This window comes from uncultured Sphingomonas sp. (assembly GCF_913062585.1).
In the GTDB taxonomy this organism is placed as follows: domain Bacteria; phylum Pseudomonadota; class Alphaproteobacteria; order Sphingomonadales; family Sphingomonadaceae; genus Sphingomonas.
Genome location: NZ_CAJXWX010000001.1, coordinates 204,802 through 219,871, shown reverse-complemented (window position 1 = coordinate 219,871; position 15,070 = coordinate 204,802). Strand labels below are relative to the sequence as shown.

General features: G+C 68.4%; 16 protein-coding genes and 1 tRNA gene. 9 read left to right on the top strand and 8 right to left on the bottom strand.

The features are described 5' to 3' along the window. Nucleotides 1-84: 84 nt before the first annotated feature. Complete coding sequence (locus QZ546_RS00980) at nucleotides 85-675, top strand: PilZ domain-containing protein (protein WP_294233259.1); 591 nt, start codon at nucleotides 85-87, stop codon at nucleotides 673-675. Nucleotides 676-742: 67 nt separating this feature from the next. On the opposite strand, the gene QZ546_RS00975 is transcribed toward QZ546_RS00980, so the two are convergent. Continuing rightward, a tRNA-Leu gene (locus QZ546_RS00975) sits at nucleotides 743-829 on the bottom strand. Between the two features lie 139 nt (nucleotides 830-968). Here QZ546_RS00975 and QZ546_RS00970 point away from each other — a divergent pair. After that, nucleotides 969-2,366, top strand: a complete 1,398-nt coding sequence (locus QZ546_RS00970; RefSeq protein WP_294233257.1) for an MATE family efflux transporter — start codon at nucleotides 969-971, stop codon at nucleotides 2,364-2,366. A gap of 114 nt (nucleotides 2,367-2,480) precedes the next feature. Here QZ546_RS00970 and QZ546_RS00965 read toward each other — a convergent pair whose 3' ends face one another. Then, the gene (locus QZ546_RS00965; protein WP_294233254.1) at nucleotides 2,481-3,206 is read right to left on the bottom strand and encodes a zinc-ribbon domain-containing protein; all 726 of its coding nucleotides are present in this window, start codon (nucleotides 3,204-3,206) and stop codon (nucleotides 2,481-2,483) included. 152 nt (nucleotides 3,207-3,358) lie between these two features. On the opposite strand from QZ546_RS00965, the gene ftsE reads away from it, so the two are divergent. The 4 genes from ftsE to QZ546_RS00945 are packed head-to-tail and all read left to right on the top strand — an operon-like array spanning nucleotide 3,359 to nucleotide 6,237. After that, complete coding sequence (gene ftsE / locus QZ546_RS00960; RefSeq protein ID WP_294233251.1) at nucleotides 3,359-4,108, top strand: cell division ATP-binding protein FtsE; 750 nt, start codon at nucleotides 3,359-3,361, stop codon at nucleotides 4,106-4,108. Then, on the top strand, nucleotides 4,105-5,010 hold the full coding sequence (locus QZ546_RS00955; RefSeq protein WP_294233247.1) for an FtsX-like permease family protein: 906 nt from the start codon (nucleotides 4,105-4,107) through the stop codon (nucleotides 5,008-5,010). Before ftsE ends, QZ546_RS00955 begins: the two co-directional genes overlap by 4 nt. Before the next feature lie 58 nt (nucleotides 5,011-5,068). Then, on the top strand, nucleotides 5,069-5,545 hold the full coding sequence (locus QZ546_RS00950; protein ID WP_294233713.1) for a YdcF family protein: 477 nt from the start codon (nucleotides 5,069-5,071) through the stop codon (nucleotides 5,543-5,545). Then, on the top strand, nucleotides 5,542-6,237 hold the full coding sequence (locus QZ546_RS00945; RefSeq protein WP_294233244.1) for a 1-acyl-sn-glycerol-3-phosphate acyltransferase: 696 nt from the start codon (nucleotides 5,542-5,544) through the stop codon (nucleotides 6,235-6,237). Before QZ546_RS00950 ends, QZ546_RS00945 begins: the two co-directional genes overlap by 4 nt. Before the next feature lie 105 nt (nucleotides 6,238-6,342). Here QZ546_RS00945 and QZ546_RS00940 read toward each other — a convergent pair whose 3' ends face one another. Then, nucleotides 6,343-7,254, bottom strand: a complete 912-nt coding sequence (locus tag QZ546_RS00940) for a prephenate/arogenate dehydrogenase family protein (protein ID WP_294233240.1) — start codon at nucleotides 7,252-7,254, stop codon at nucleotides 6,343-6,345. After that, nucleotides 7,254-8,372, bottom strand: coding sequence for a histidinol-phosphate transaminase (gene hisC, locus QZ546_RS00935; RefSeq protein WP_294233237.1), 1,119 nt, complete (start codon nucleotides 8,370-8,372; stop codon nucleotides 7,254-7,256). The genes QZ546_RS00940 and hisC overlap by 1 nt, the downstream gene beginning before the upstream one ends. Nucleotides 8,373-8,435: 63 nt before the next feature. Between hisC and QZ546_RS00930 the strand changes: the two genes are divergently transcribed. The 3 genes from QZ546_RS00930 (at nucleotide 8,436) to QZ546_RS00920 (ending at nucleotide 10,659) form a co-directional block, all read left to right on the top strand. After that, nucleotides 8,436-9,596, top strand: coding sequence for a homoserine O-acetyltransferase (locus tag QZ546_RS00930; protein WP_294233235.1), 1,161 nt, complete (start codon nucleotides 8,436-8,438; stop codon nucleotides 9,594-9,596). Then, on the top strand, nucleotides 9,593-10,186 hold the full coding sequence (gene metW, locus QZ546_RS00925) for a methionine biosynthesis protein MetW (RefSeq protein ID WP_294233232.1): 594 nt from the start codon (nucleotides 9,593-9,595) through the stop codon (nucleotides 10,184-10,186). Before QZ546_RS00930 ends, metW begins: the two co-directional genes overlap by 4 nt. A gap of 68 nt (nucleotides 10,187-10,254) precedes the next feature. Then, on the top strand, nucleotides 10,255-10,659 hold the full coding sequence (locus QZ546_RS00920; RefSeq protein WP_294233229.1) for a response regulator: 405 nt from the start codon (nucleotides 10,255-10,257) through the stop codon (nucleotides 10,657-10,659). Nucleotides 10,660-10,692: 33 nt separating this feature from the next. Here QZ546_RS00920 and QZ546_RS00915 read toward each other — a convergent pair whose 3' ends face one another. Genes QZ546_RS00915 through QZ546_RS00900 form a run of 4 tightly spaced genes read right to left on the bottom strand, consistent with a single transcriptional unit; the run spans nucleotide 10,693 to nucleotide 15,046 of the window. Then, nucleotides 10,693-12,294, bottom strand: coding sequence for a PAS domain-containing protein (locus QZ546_RS00915; protein WP_294233225.1), 1,602 nt, complete (start codon nucleotides 12,292-12,294; stop codon nucleotides 10,693-10,695). A 28-nt stretch (nucleotides 12,295-12,322) separates the two neighbouring features. Continuing rightward, the gene (gene ssb, locus QZ546_RS00910; RefSeq protein ID WP_294233222.1) at nucleotides 12,323-12,904 is read right to left on the bottom strand and encodes a single-stranded DNA-binding protein; all 582 of its coding nucleotides are present in this window, start codon (nucleotides 12,902-12,904) and stop codon (nucleotides 12,323-12,325) included. A 20-nt stretch (nucleotides 12,905-12,924) separates the two neighbouring features. Next, the gene (locus QZ546_RS00905; RefSeq protein ID WP_294233220.1) at nucleotides 12,925-14,784 is read right to left on the bottom strand and encodes a ferrous iron transporter B; all 1,860 of its coding nucleotides are present in this window, start codon (nucleotides 14,782-14,784) and stop codon (nucleotides 12,925-12,927) included. Between the two features lie 16 nt (nucleotides 14,785-14,800). Further along, a complete protein-coding gene (locus QZ546_RS00900) occupies nucleotides 14,801-15,046 on the bottom strand; it encodes a FeoA family protein (protein WP_294233711.1) in 246 nt (81 codons plus the stop codon). Nucleotides 15,047-15,070: the final 24 nt, after the last annotated feature.

The window sequence follows — 15,070 nt, the reverse complement described above, 5'->3', positions numbered from 1 at the left end:
TGTTCGCCTTTTTTAACCCGATTCGGATATGGCAGGGCAAATGCCGGATTCCACAGGGGGGTGGACTTGGCCGAAGGAATGGGAATGGAACAGGTCGAACAGCAGCATAGCACGCCCGCCGAACGGCGGTCGGGTCGGCGGCATTCGGCTGTCCTGCTGCTGGGCAAGGTGTGCGGCGACCATCCCGGCGTCTGCCTGGTCCACAATATTTCCGCCAGCGGCCTGATGGCGCGATTCGTCGACGTGCCCGCGGTCGGCGATCCGATATGCATCGAGGTACGCGGCCTGCCGCCGCTGGCGGGTACGGTCCGCTGGGTGAAGGGGCAGAAGGCGGGCATCCAGTTCGATTCGGCCCAACCCTATGAACGGATCTTCTCGCACGAGAATGAGGACGGCACGATCCCGCGCCCGCCGCGATTCCCGATCGCGCTGAACGCCGATGTCCGGCTGGGCGACCGCAAATTCACCGCGGCGATGATCGACATCTCGGCGGGCGGCGCCAAGCTGGAGGGGGATGGCGCGATCCAGCCCGGTCTGGCGGGGCATATCGTCGTGCGCCCGCTCGGCACCGCGATCCCGGGCACGATCTGCTGGGTGAAGGACGGCCGCTTCGGCTTCCGCTTCGTCTCGCCGCTGCGCATGGAAACGCTGGCCGCGATCGTCGCGCTGCGCTGAGGCGGCGGCATGGGCCACGAGCGCCGATCGGCGCTCGTCGTCACGATACTGGATTTTCGGAAATATCTGGTGCGGTCGAGAAGACTCGAACTTCCACGGCCTTTCGGCCACAACGACCTCAACGTTGCGCGTCTACCAATTCCGCCACGACCGCACTCGATAGTCACCACCGGCAAGCCGGAGGGCTGGTAGGCGGGTGCCCCTAGCAAAGCGATAGGGGCAGCGCAATGGTCTTTCTCGCCAAAGGGTCGCGGTGGCTTTCGCCCGGGGGCCAACCCGCTTAGGGCAGGGTTATGACGTCTTTCCTCCGCCCCGACCTGTCCGAGGCGCGACGCCTGCTCGCGCTGGCCTGGCCGGTGATGCTGACCAGCCTGAACTGGACGATCCTGCACGTCACCGATGTCGTCGTGGTCGGCCGGGTCGGCGAGCATGAGGTCGCAGCACTCTCGGCCAGCCGGTCGCTGACCTATATTGCGATCGTCACCGGTCTGGCCTGGCTGTCGGGCGTGCTGGTGCGTGCGTCGCGGGCGGACGGGGCGGGGGATTTGCCCGCGACCGGCCAGGCCTTGCGCGACGGCATGGTACTGGGGCTGATGCTGGGCGTCGCCGCCATGCTGATCCTGGGGCTGGGCGGCGCGCAGCTGCTCGCCGGGATCGGGGTGGCGCCCGCCTTGGTCGAACCGGCCGCGCGGGTCGTGGCGGTGATGGCGCTGGGCTATCCGTTCCAGCTTGTGCTGGTTGCCGCCAGTTTCTTTCTGGAGGGGATCAGCCGTCCGCGCCGGGTGACGATGGTCAATCTGTCGATCCTGCCGATCAACGCGCTGCTCGCCTGGGCGCTGGCGGGGGGCGAGCTGGGGTTGCCCGCACTGGGGGCCGTCGGTGCTGCGCTGGCGACGGTCATCGCCTCGGCGATCGGGGCGGTCGCGATGGTGGCGAGCGCGATGCGACTGCCGCGTGGGGGACAGCGCGGCGTCCGGCGGCTGGACCGCGCCGCCTGGGCCCCGACGCTGAAGGGCGCGGCGGCGCTGGCCCGGTTCGGCGTCGTGCCCGCCATCGCCTCGGGGCTGGAACTGGCGGGGTTCGCGGTGCTGATCGCCCTGTCGACCCGGCTGGGCGATGCGACCGCGCATGGTTTCCAGATCGTCTTCTCCGTCCATAACGTGACCTTCGCGCTGGCGCTCGGCCTGGGATCGGCGGCGGGCGTGCGCGCGGGCAATGCGGTGGGCGAGGGCACGGCCTGGGCGGCGGTGCCGCGCACTCTGCTGGCGCTTGCCATGATGGCGCTGATCATGGGGGCGTGCAGCCTGGCGCTATGGAGCCTGCCCCAGACGGTCGTCGGCCTGTTTCCGGCCATGCCCGAGGCGCACCTGGCCGGGATCGCCATGCTGACGATCTGGGCACCGTTCATCCTGTTCGACGGGGTCCAGGTCGTGCTGGTCTATGCGCTGCGCTCGCTGGGCGATCAGGTGGCGGCGGGGATCAACAGCATCATTGCCTATTTCGTGGTGACCGGCGGGCTGGGCTGGTGGCTGGTCGGCGCGGGGTGGGGGGCGGCGGCGCTTGCCTGGGCTTCGGGGCTGGGGATGCTGGTCGCGGCGATGCTGCACGGGGCGCGGTTCGCGATCGTCGCGCGGCGGCTGCGGGATTCCCTTGGCCTTCGACTTCGGCGCGAGCGCCGAAGTTTATCCTAAGCGGCTGGCTTGCCAGCCAGCCGAAGGGCTCAGGCTGAACGGCTGTTGGTATATATGGCCCGGTTCCTTCGCTCCGTTCAGGCTGAGCGAAGTCGAAGCCCACGCGACCCGCTATCAGTTCGCCGCGCCCTCACCCGCAAAGCTCAAATCCAGCCGCTTGGAACTGGGCGGCACGTCCAGCTTGGCCGAGTTGAAGTCGATCGACGCACCGGGGCCCAGCGTCCGCTGCTGCGGCGCGATCGCCCAGGAGAAGACGACGCGCCCCTTGGCGTCCTTCAGCTCGGCGCGCAGATCGGGTACGCGCTGCGTATTGGACGACGGGTTGATGACCTGGCCCGAAATCGCGAACAGCTCCGAGCCGTTCTCCAGCTCGCGCCGCTCGATCGGGTTGGAGCGTAGTTCCAGCGCCGATTCGGTCGTGCCGATGCCCAGCCAGCCGCCGATGCCCGGCATCCCCGTCCACATGATCGCCGCCGTCGCGGCCAGCAGCAACAGGCACGCGGCGACTGCCCCGATGGTCCAGCGGCGCACCGGGTTGCGGCGGGCGCGGAAGGGCGGGCGATGGGCAAAGGCGTCGAACCCGGCATCCTCCTGCGCCAGGATCGGCGGCGCGGGCGGGGGCATGATGACCGGCGGCGGCGGCTCGGCAAAGGCCCCGTCCGGTTCCGCGCCAATCGGGTCCTGCGCCACGGGCGGCAGCGGCAGTTCGGGTTCCGGCTCGGGCGGCGACTGGAACCAGCTGTGCCGGCAATTGGCGCAACGCACGGTCCGTCCCTCCGGCCCGATCGCGCTGTCGGGCACCAGATAGCGGGTGCGGCACTCGGGGCATTCCAGGATCATGCAGGCACTTCAACGGACAGGACAGGTCACAGGCGAACAGACCATCCGGTTCAGGCCCCCCGCCCGTCCAGTAAGCACGCCGCCCCTAGGCGTGGCAAGCGTGAAGCGCGGAACTTGAAGCCGGGGCCGGGCCATGCCAAGGCCCATGGGGCATGGCGAACATCGTCCAGTTCGAGAATGTCGGCCTTCGCTACGGCGCGGGCGAGGAAACCCTGTGCGACGTCAGCTTCACGTTGCGGTCGGGCCAATTCTATTTCCTGACCGGGGCCAGCGGCGCAGGCAAGACCTCGCTGCTGAAGCTCCTCTACCTGTCGCAGCGGCCCAGCCGGGGCATCATCCGCCTGTTCGGCGAGGATGCGGTGATCCTGCCGCGCGACCGGCTGCCCGGCTTTCGGCGGCGGATCGGGGTGGTGTTCCAGGATTTCCGGCTGATCCCGCATCTGTCGGCGGCGGACAATATCGCCCTGCCGCTACGTGTGGCGGGCATGGCCGAATCGGAGATTGCGCGCGCCGTGCGCGAGATGCTGACCTGGATCGGCCTGTCCGAGCGCGCGGGCGCGCGGCCCGCGACCCTGTCGGGTGGCGAGCAGCAGCGGGTGGCGATCGCCCGCTCGGTGATCGCGCGGCCCGAACTGCTGGTCGCGGACGAGCCGACCGGCAATGTCGACCCGGTCATGGCCGAACGCTTGCTGCACCTGTTCAACTCGCTCCACCGGCTGGGCACCACGGTCGTGATGGCGACCCATGACTGGCATCTGATCGAGCGGATCCCGTCGGCGCATCACATGCATCTGGAGCGCGGGCGGCTGGTCGACGCGCAATGGCCCGACCTGCCGCCACCATCCCCGCCACCATCCCCGGCGGCGCCCCCGCGTTCGACCACCGTGCGGAGCGGGCTGTGACGCGGACGCTCACACGGGGCCGCCGCCGGGGCGGTGCGGAATCGCGCGCGCTGGACGATGTCGGCGGCGCGCATGTGATGAGCTGGGTCATCGCGATCATGCTGTTCCTGACCCTGTTGTCCGCCGCCGCCGGCCTGGCCACCGCGCGGGCAGCGGGTGCGCTCGACCGGCAGATGGCGGGGCGGCTGACCGTCCAGATCGTCGAGGGCGAGACGCAGCGCCGCGATGCCGCCGCCGCGCAGGTGCTGCGCGTCCTGCGCGCGCAAGGTGACGTCGCCCGTGCGACCCCGGTGCCGCAGGCCGATCTCGCCCGGATGCTGCAGCCTTGGCTGGGCACCGATGCCGAGGCGGCGGGGCTGCCCGTGCCCGCCCTGATCGACGTCGACCTGACCAGTGATGCTGCCGCCGCGATCGCCCGCGTCACCGTGGCGGTCACCCGCGCAAGCCCCGCCGCACGGGTCGATGCCCATGCCACCTGGCTGGGGCCGGTCGGGCGGCTGCTCGACACCGCCGCCTGGCTGGCGGGCGCGATCATCATCCTGATGCTGGTCGCCACCGGGGCCGTCGTGATGCTGGCCGCGCGTGCCGGGCTGGAGGCGCATCGCGGCACGATCGAGGTCATCCACATGCTCGGCGCGACCGACCGGCAGGTGGCGCGGCTGTTCCAGCGGCGGATCGCGATCGACGCCGGGATCGGCGCGGTGGCGGGCAGCGTGTTTGCGGGGGCCGCCATCCTGCTGATCGCGCGGGAGGTGGGGGCGCTCGATTCGCAGTTGCTCGACGAGATGCGGCTGGGCGTGGCGGACATTGGCCTGCTGGTCGCCGTGCCCTTTGGCTTCGTCCTGCTGGCGGTGGTCGCGGCGCGGCTTGCGGTGCTGCGCCAGATGCGGCGGATGCTGTAACGTGCTGCGGTTGTTCGGCTTGGCGGCACTCGCCTGGTGCCTGGGCTTCGTGGCCTTCATGCTGACCCTGCCGCACCCGCTGGAGAACAATACCACCGATGCGATCGTGGTGCCGACCGGCGGCGCGGGGCGGATCGACCGCGGCATCGCGCTGCTGAAAGCGCATCAGGCCAAGCGGATGCTGGTCACCGGCGTCGCGCCGGGCGTGCGACCGATCGACCTGGCGCGGACCTATCATACCGCGCCTGCCCTGTTTTCCTGCTGCATCGACCTGGGCGGCGAGGCGGTGGACACGCGCTCCAATGCCGAGGAGACGGCGAACTGGGTGCGCCAGCATGGCTATCGCACCGTGCGCCTCGTCACCTCCGACTGGCATTTGCCGCGCGCGCGGATGGAGTTGCGCGCGGCGCTGGGGCGGCAGATCCTGGTGCTGGGCGACGGGGTGCCGTCGGAGCCGCGCATGGGCACGCTGGTCAACGAATATAACAAGCTGATCCTGCGCCGGATCGCGCTTTGGACGGGGATAGGGGCGTGATTCTTCTTCGCAACATCGTGTTCGTGGCGATCTTCTATCCGGTGTCGGCGGTGATGGCGCTGCTGTCGCCGCTGATCGCGGTCGGGGGACGCCACGCGGTGATCCACTGGGCGACGACCTGGACGCGGTTCCACCGGATCTGCACCCGCTGGATCCTGGGGATTCGGGTGCGGGTGGAAGGGACGCGGCCGACCACGCCCGCACTTTATCCCGCCAAGCACCAGGCGATGTTCGAGACGATGGAGCTGCAACGCATCCTGGGCGCCCCCGCCATGGTGCTGAAGCGCGAGCTGGCCAATATTCCGCTCTGGGGCTGGGCGGTGCGCAAGTACGGCGCGATTGTCGTCGACCGATCCGCCTCGGCCAGGGCGATGCGCGGCATGATGCGCGATGCGCAGGTCGCGGTGGGGCAGGGGCGGGCGATCATGATCTTTCCCGAAGGCACGCGGGTAAAGCCGGGTGAGACGCCGCCGCTGAAGCCGGGATTCGCCGGGCTGTACCGGATGCTGAACCTGCCGGTGGTGCCGGTGGCGACCGATTCGGGGCTGGTCTGGCCGCGCAAAGGGCTGAAGCGGCCGGGCGTGGTGACGCTGCGCTTCGGCGAGGTGATCCCGCCGGGCCTACCCCGCGCCGAGGCAGAAGCGCGGGTGCATGCGGCGATGAATGCGCTGGAGAAACTTCCTCCCCTGTAAGGGGAGGTGGCAGTCCGAAGGACTGACGGAGGGGTGTCACGGCCAGCGGGGACACCCCTCCACCAGCTTCGCTGGTCCCCCTCCCCTTGCAGGGGAGGAATGGGTCTATCCCTCGTGATTCCGCCCGAAATCCTCGCGGGCGTCGTCCTGGCCCTGGTCGATGATCGAGCGGCGGATGGCGCGGGTGCGGCTGAACAGGTCGAACAGCTCGTCGCCCTTGCCCCAGCGGATCGCGCGTTGCAGCTGGCTGAGATCCTCGGAGAAGCGCTGGAGCATCTCCAGCACCGCCTCGCGATTGGTCAGGAACACGTCGCGCCACATGGTCGGGTCCGATGCGGCGATGCGGGTGAAGTCGCGGAAACCGCCCGCCGAATATTTGATGACCTCGGACTGGGTCACCTCCTCCAGATCGCTGGCGGTGCCGACAATCGTATAGGCGATCAGGTGCGGCAGATGGCTGGTGACGGCGAGCACCCGGTCGTGATGATCGGGGGCCATCAGTTCGACATCGGCGCCCAGCCGCCGCCAATATTCCGCCACCCGCTCGACGGCGAGTTCGTCCGCGCCCTCTGGCGGCGTGACGATGCACCAGCGCTTCTGGAACAGCGTGGCGAAGCCCGCCTCCGGCCCGCTGCGCTCGGTGCCCGCGACCGGGTGCGCCGGGATGATCGTTGCACCGGGCAGCGCGTCGGTCAGCGCGGCGAGGACCGAGCCCTTGCAACTGCCCACGTCGGAGACGACCGCCTCGGCGGGCAGGTCGTCGGCGAATTCGGCGGCGACCGCGCCCATCGCGCCGACCGGCACGCAGAGGATGACGAAGTCGGCGTCGATCACGCTGGCGCCCGCCGTGTCGGCGACGTCATCGGCCAGATCGAGCGCGCGCACCGTCTCGCGCACCGCCGGATCGGCGTCATAGGCGGTGATCCGCGCGGTCGGCATCGCCTTGCGCGTCGCCCGTGCGACCGAGGAGCCGATCAGGCCGAGCCCGATGATGGTGATCCGCGCGAAGGGCAGCATTATGCCCCCTTCGCCTCAGATTCCACCATGGCACGCAGTGCGGCGACGACGCCCTTCACCTCGTCCTCGGTGCCGATGGTGATGCGCAGCGCCTGGCCGAGGCCCTGGCCCGGCAGCCAGCGGACGATGTAGCCGGCATCCATCAGGCCATGATAGGCGCGCTCGGCGGTCAGCTTGCCCTCGAACAGGACGAGCGAGAAATTCGCCTTGGACGGCACGCAGCGCAGCCCCGCATTGCCGAGCGACGCGATCTGCTCCTCGAACCAGGCGAGCCACGTGGCATTGTGCGCGCGTGACGCCTCGACAAAGGCGCGGTCGCGGATCGCCTCGATCGCGGCATTCTGGCCCGCGATGGTCACGTTGAACGGCGCGCGGATGCGGTGCAGCGCGTCGACGATCGCCGCCGAGGCATAGCCCCAGCCGATCCGCTCGGCGGCCAGCCCGTGGATCTTGGAAAAGGTGCGCGACACCAGCACGTTCGGGGCCTGCTCGGCCAGCGCCAGCCCGCCATCATCCTCGCCGACGTCCAGATATTCGGCATAGGCCTGGTCGAGGACCAAGAGGACATGGGCAGGCAGCCCGGCGTGCAGCCGCGCAATCTCGCCCGCGCCCGCATAGGTGCCGGTCGGGTTGTTGGGATTGGCGACGAAGACGACCTTGGTCTTGTCCGTGACGGCGGCCAGGATCGCGTCGACATCGGTGGCATAGTCGTGATCGGCGACCACCACCGGCTCCGCGCCGACACGGCGGGTCGCGATCTCATAGACCGAGAAGCCGTAGCGGACATGGATGATCTCGTCCCCCGGCCCGGCGAACGCGCCCGCCGCCAGATGCAGGATCTCGTCCGAGCCGGTGCCATAGATGATCCGCGCCGGGTCGAGCCCATGCACCGCGCCGATCGCCTCGCGCAAAGCGGTCGCACTCGCGTCCGGGTAACGCTCCAGCTGGCTGGCGGCGGCGGCAAAGGCGGCGCGCGCCTTTTCGCTCGTGCCCAGCGGATTCTCGTTGGACGAGAGTTTGACGACCTTGCGCCCGTCATCGGTCGTCGCGCGGCCGGGGACATAAGGCGCGATCGCCTTGACCCAGGAGATCGGTTCGGGGGCGGTAAGCTCGGTCATGGGCCCGCCATAGCGGCCTCGCCCTTGCGTTGCCAAGCATCGCGGCCTAGCGGATATCGCTCCATGGCCGCTTCCGTTTCCACGCAATCCCTTGGCGACGACCAGCGTTTCGGTCTGTCGCGGCATGTCGTGCTGCCCGGGCCGCTGCGGCTCGACGGCGGCGGCTTCCTGTCGCCGGTCGAGATCGGCTATGAGACCTATGGCACGCTGAATGCGGACGGCTCCAATGCCATCCTGATCTGCCATGCGCTGACCGGCGACCAGCATGTCGCCTCGCCCCATCCGCGCACCGGCAAGCCCGGCTGGTGGACGCGTCTGGTGGGCGAGGGCAAGCCGATCGACCCGGCGCGGCATTTCATCATCTGCTCGAACGTCATCGGCAGCTGTATGGGATCGTCCGGTCCCGCGACCATCGACCCCTCGACTGCCGAACCCTGGGGGATGCGCTTCCCGGTCATCACCATCCGCGACATGGTGCGCGCGCAGGCCATGCTGCTCGACCATCTGGGCGTCGGCGTGTTGAAGGCGGTGGTCGGCGGCTCGATGGGCGGGATGCAGGCCATCAGTTGGGCCGCGACCCTTCCCGAGCGGGTGCGCGCCTGCGTCATGGTCGCCTCGACCGCGCGGCATTCGGCGCAGAATATCGCGTTCCACGAGGTGGGGCGACAGGCGATCATGGCCGACCCGAAATGGCGCGGCGGCGCCTATTACGAGTCGAACGATCCTCCTGCCGCCGGCCTGGCGGTGGCGCGGATGGCGGCGCACATCACCTATTTGTCGGAAGCCGGGCTGACCGAGAAGTTCGGGCGTCGGCTCCAGGCGCGGCCCGACCGGCCGGACGGGGCCAAGAGCTTCGGCTTCGACGCCGATTTCCAGGTCGAGAGCTATCTCCGGCATCAGGGGCTGAGCTTCGTCGACCGGTTCGATGCGAACTCGTACCTCTACATTACCCGCGCGCTCGATTATTTCGATCTGGCCGAGGAGCATGGCGGGCTGCTCGCCAACGCCTTCCGGGGGACGAAGACCCGCTTCTGCATCGTCAGCTTCGACACCGACTGGCTGTACCCCACTTCCGAGTCGCGCAGCGTCGTGCAGGCGCTGAACGCGGCGGGGGCGGCGGCGAGTTTCGTCGAGCTGTCGAGCCCCTATGGCCATGACGCCTTCCTGCTGGAGGCGCCCGAGATGAACCGGGTGATCGACGGTTTCCTGCGGGCCGAGCCATGAGCGAGGCGTTGCGGCCCGATCTGGCGATCATCGCACGTCATGTCGCGCGCGGCGCGCGTGTGCTCGATATAGGCTGCGGCGACGGGCAGTTGATGGCGGCGCTGCGCGACGAAGCAGGCGTGGACGCGCGCGGGCTGGAGATCGATCCGGCCAATGTCGCCTCGGCCGTCGCGCGCGGGCTGGCGGTGGTGCAGGGCGATGCCGATGTCGACCTGGCGGGCTATCCCGACAAGGGGTTCGACTATGCGATCCTCAGCCAGACGCTGCAGACCGCGCGCGCGCCCGACCAGGTGCTCGACCATCTGCTGCGCATCGGCAATCGCGCCTTCGTGTCCTTTCCCAATTTCGCGCATTGGCGGGTGCGCCTGTCGCTGCTCTGGGGTGGGCGGATGCCGGTGACCAAGCTGCTGCCCGAACAATGGTATGACACGCCCAACATCCACCATGTGACGATCGACGACTTCCGCGCCTTTGTCCGCCAGCGGCGGATCACGGTGGAGGGCAGCTGGTTCCTGTCGCGCGGCCGGCCGACCAGCGCGGCGGCGGCCAATTTCCGGGCTGAACATGCGGTATTTTTGTTACGTCGGTGAAATCATGACATTTGCCGGAACTTTATCTGTATCAAGAATGTTGAGGGCGAAAGTGACGGGAATTTGACATGAGCCAAACCGCCCTGATCGTGGAAGACGAGATTTTCGTGGCCCTCGATCTGGAGCGCATTCTGACCGATGCTGGCTATAATGTCGCCGGAATCGCGGCGGATAGCCGCACCGCCATCGAAACCGCGCCCGGATGCAGCTTTGCCTTTGTCGATGTGAACCTGCGCGACGGTGCGACGGGGCCGGAGATCGCGCATCGACTGGCGCAGGATTTCGGGCTGAAGATCGTGTTCGTCACCGCCAATCCCGCACAGATCGGTACGCATGTCCAGGCGCTGGGCTATATCCGCAAGCCCTTCAGCGAACGTGCGATCCTGGCGGCGGCGGCGATGGCGACCGGGGGAACGATCGGCGCGGTAGAGCAGCCGACCGAATATGTCGTTCCGCTCGGGCTGAGCGCCTGACGGCTCGGCCTCGACGCTACCTCAGCGCAGCTTTTAACGGCAGGGCCCCGTGCCCGCCGGACGGCTGAACGCTGCCAGCGGCACCTGGATCGTCACCACCAGCCCGTCGCGATGCCAGTCGCGCTGCACCGTGCCGCCCAGCTGCCGGACCGCCGACAACTCGACCAGTTGCGAGCCGAACCCGCTATGGTGGGGCACGGCTTCCAGCATGGGGCCACCGCGTTCCCGCCAGCACAACGCGACCATGTCGCCCTCGCGGACGATCGCCAGGTCGACATGCCCCTCGGTCACCGAAAGGGCACCATATTTGGCCGCATTGGTCGCCAGTTCGTGGAACAGCAGCGCGAGCGGGGTCGCGGAGCGGTCGTCGACCGGCACATCGTCGCCCGACAGGCGGATGCGCGCATCGGTATCGCCGCGATAGGGATCGAACAGGTCGGTCAGCAGCCCGTGCAGCGAGTCCTGCCGCGCTTTGGGCCGGGACTGGGGGCTATGCGGCCGGACGAAGTCGTGCGCACGGCCCAGCGCGGTGATCCGGTCGCGCAGGTCGCTGGCGATGCCGGTAAAGCCCGGATGGCTGCGCGCGGCAAAGGCGATCAGGCCGGAGATCACCGCAAAGATGTTCTTGATCCGGTGGCTCAGCTCCTGGCTGACGATTTCGCGCTCTTCCAGCGCCAGTTTCTGCTCATGGATGTCGGTGCAGGTGCCGAACCAGCGCGTGATCCGTCCCTCGCCATCGCGGATTGGCAGCGCGCGGCCCAGCACCCAGCGATAGGTGCCGTCGCGATGCCGCAGGCGATATTCGATCTGATAGGGATCGCCGGTCGCCAGGCTGTGCCGCCACCGGGCCCAGGCGCGGTCCTGGTCGTCGACATGGAACATGCCGTTCCACGCCTCGCCATCGGTCGAGCCGTCGGGCATGCCGGTGAACTCGTACCAGCGGGCATTATAATAGTCGTGGAAGCCGTCGGGCTGGGTCGACCAGACCATTTGCGGCATGGTGTCGGCCAGCGTCCGGAACCGTTGCTCGCTGTCGGCGACGCGCGCCTCGGACGCCTCGACGGTGCGTTCATGCTCTCGCCGCGCGCGGCGGTCCTGCAACCGGCCCATCACGGCGGTCGCCAGCACTTCCAGCCCGCGCTGCTGGAACGGAGTCAGGCCATCGGGGCGTGGCTCGGGAGAAATGACGCAGATCGCGCCCAGCGGTATGGCTTCACGCGAAAGAAGCCGGGCGCCGGCGTAGAAGCGAATATAGGGTGGGCCCTTCACCAGCGAATAATCGGCGAAACGCACATCGCTACGCGCATCGGGGACGACCATGGTCCGGGTCCGGCCGACCATCACATGCGCGCAGAAGGATGTGTCGCGCGGCGTCTGCGCCGCGTCGATGCCGACCGTCGCCAGAAATTGCTGGGTTTCCTCTTCGACTACGCTGACGAGCGCGATCGGCGTGCCGCAAAGTTCGGCGGCGAAGGCGGCCAGATCGTCGAGCTGCCCGCTATCGCGATAGCCCGCCAGATCATAGGCGCGGATGACGGCGGCGCGATCGGCCTCGCGCACGGATGCGGAAGCGGGGGTGTCAGCTACACGCACGCCAGGGCAGGCCGTCGCATCGTCTTCCAGCGTCTTGTCCATCTCCGCCCCTTGAGGAAAACCTGCCCGATCAGAACGGCACGTCGTCGTCCAGATCGTCGGCGAAGCCGCCGCCCTGTCCGAACCCGCCACGGTTGCCGCCGTTCCCATTCTGGCTTCCGCCGCCGCTCTGGTTGCCCGAACCGCCACGGCTGCCGCCGCCAAAGCCGCTCAACCCGCCACCAAAGTCGCCGCCGCCGAAATCATCGCCGCCGCCAAAGTCGCTGCCACCGCGACCGCCGCCGCCGCCCTGGCCGCCGCCGGGGCCGTCGAGCATGGTCAGCACCGAGTTGAAGCCCTGCAGCGTCACCTCGGTCGAGTAGCGGTCGTTACCCTGCTGGTCCTGCCATTTGCGGGTGGTCAGCGCGCCCTCGATATACACTTTCGAGCCCTTGCGCAGGAAGCGCTCTGCGACATTGGCCAGACCTTCGTTGAAGATCTTGACCGTGTGCCACTCGGTCTTTTCCTTGCGCTCGCCGCTGTTGCGGTCCTTCCACGATTCCGACGTGGCGATGCGCAGCTCGACCACCTTGCCGCCATTCTGGAAGGAGCGGCTCTCGGGATCGCGTCCCAGATTGCCGACGAGAATCACCTTGTTGACGCTGCCCGCCATGTATCAGTCCTGTGCTTGTTCTAGAGGCCGGCGAAGACGGCCAGCCAATATGTGATGCCCGCCATGACATAGGCGGTCACGAAGAGATACCCTACCATGAAGGCGGGCCATTTCCACCCATTGGTCTCTCGCCGCGTCACCGCGATGGTGGAAATGCACTGCGGCGCGAAGACGAACCACATCAGGAAGGCGAGCGCGGTGGGCAGCGACCAGTTGCGCTTCAGCTTGTCGGTCATCGCTTTCTGCCCGCCCTCATGCTCGGTATCGTCGATGGCATAGACGGTGCCGATGGCGGCCACCGCGACTTCGCGCGCGGCCATGGCGGGGACGAGGGCAAGGGCGATGTCGCGGTTGAAGCCGATCGGGCGCACCACGACCTCGATCCCGCTCGCGATGCGGCCCGCGATCGAATAATCGACCGGCGAGATGCCCGAGCCTTCCGGCGGCTTGGGGAAGGAGAGGAGCGCCCACAGGATCACGGTGGTCAGCGCGATGGTGGTCCCGGCGCGCTTCAGGAAGATCAGCGCGCGGCTCCACAGGCCGAGCAGTACGTCGCGGATATGCGGCCACTGATATTTGGGCATTTCCATCATGAAGCCCGACGACGCGCCCTTGGTGACGGTGCGGCGGAGCAGCAGCGCGGCGACGAACGCGCCGACGATGCCCATCAGATAGAGGCCTAGTAGCACCAGCCCCTGCAAGCCTACGAACGGCAACACCTGCCGGTCGGGAATGAAGGCGCTGATGATGATGGTATAGACCGGCAGCCGCGCCGAACAGGTCATCAGCGGCGCGATCAATATGGTGGTCAGCCGGTCCTTCTCATCGTCGATCGTCCGCGTCGCCATGATGCCGGGCACCGCACAGGCGAAGGACGAGAGCAGCGGGATGAAGGCGCGGCCCGACAGGCCGACCTGCGCCATCAGCCGGTCCATCAGGAAGGCTGCGCGGACCATGTACCCGGTCGCCTCCAGCACCAGGATGAACAGGAACAGGATCAGGATCAGCGGCAGGAAGACGATGACCGCGCCGACCCCGGCGATCAGGCCGTCGGTGATCAGGCTGCGGAACCAGCCCTCGGGCAGCAGCAGCCCGGCCTGGATCTCCAGCCATTTGAATCCGTCCTCGATCCATTCGACCGGCGTCTGCGACCAGGCGAAGACCGCCTGGAACATGATGAAGAGCAGCGCGATCAGCAGGATGGGGCCGACGATCGGATGCAGTGCGACCGAGTCGAACAAATGGGTCCAGCGGCGGGTCGGGGTCTCGGCCACGGTCGCGGCCGATGCGATCCGGCGGGCGCGGCGTTGCAGGGTGACGATGTCGTCGATCTGGTCGGCGGAGGCGACGGCCTGGGCGCGCTCCTGGGCGACCAGCCGGTCGATCTCGGCCTTGAGGGCGTCCAGGCCGCGACGACGCACCGCGACCGTCGGGATCACCGTCACCCCCAGCTCACGCGCCAGAATATCCGCATCGAGCGTCAGGCCATCGCGCTCGGCCAGGTCGACCATGTTGAGCGCGACCACGACCGGCAGGCCGAGTGCGATCAGCTGCAACGTGAAGCGCAGGTGATTGTCGAGATTGGCCGCATCGACCACCACGACCAGCGCGTCGGGGCGCCGCTCGCCCGCCTGCGATCCCATCACGACGTTGCGCGTGACCTGCTCGTCCAGGCTGCCGGGATCCAGGCTATAGGCGCCGGGCAGGTCGACCAGCTCGACCGGGCGACCGTCGTCGAGCACCAGCCGGCCCGAATGGCGCTCGACCGTGACGCCGGGATAATTGCCGACCTTCTGCCGCGCGCCGGTCAGCGCGTTAAACAGGGCGCTTTTGCCGGCATTGGGATTGCCGACGAGCGCAACCAGCGGTGCGGCGTTCATTATATCCGGATCGGCTTCAGGCGCCCGGCGCGACGCGAATCGAGGCGGCGACCCGGCGACGCAGCGCTACCGTCATCCGACCGATCCGGCAGGCGATCGGCCCGCTGCCCAGGGTCGCGCGGTGCAGCACCTCGACCCCCACGCCTTCGTCGAAGCCCAGTTCGCGCAGACGGCGCGCCTCGGGCAACGCCAGCTGGGCCCAGTCGATCGCGGCCACGGTCGCCGGTTGCCGCCGGGGAAGGGTTTCGAGACTGCTGAGCATCGCCATGGGACATACATAACGCCC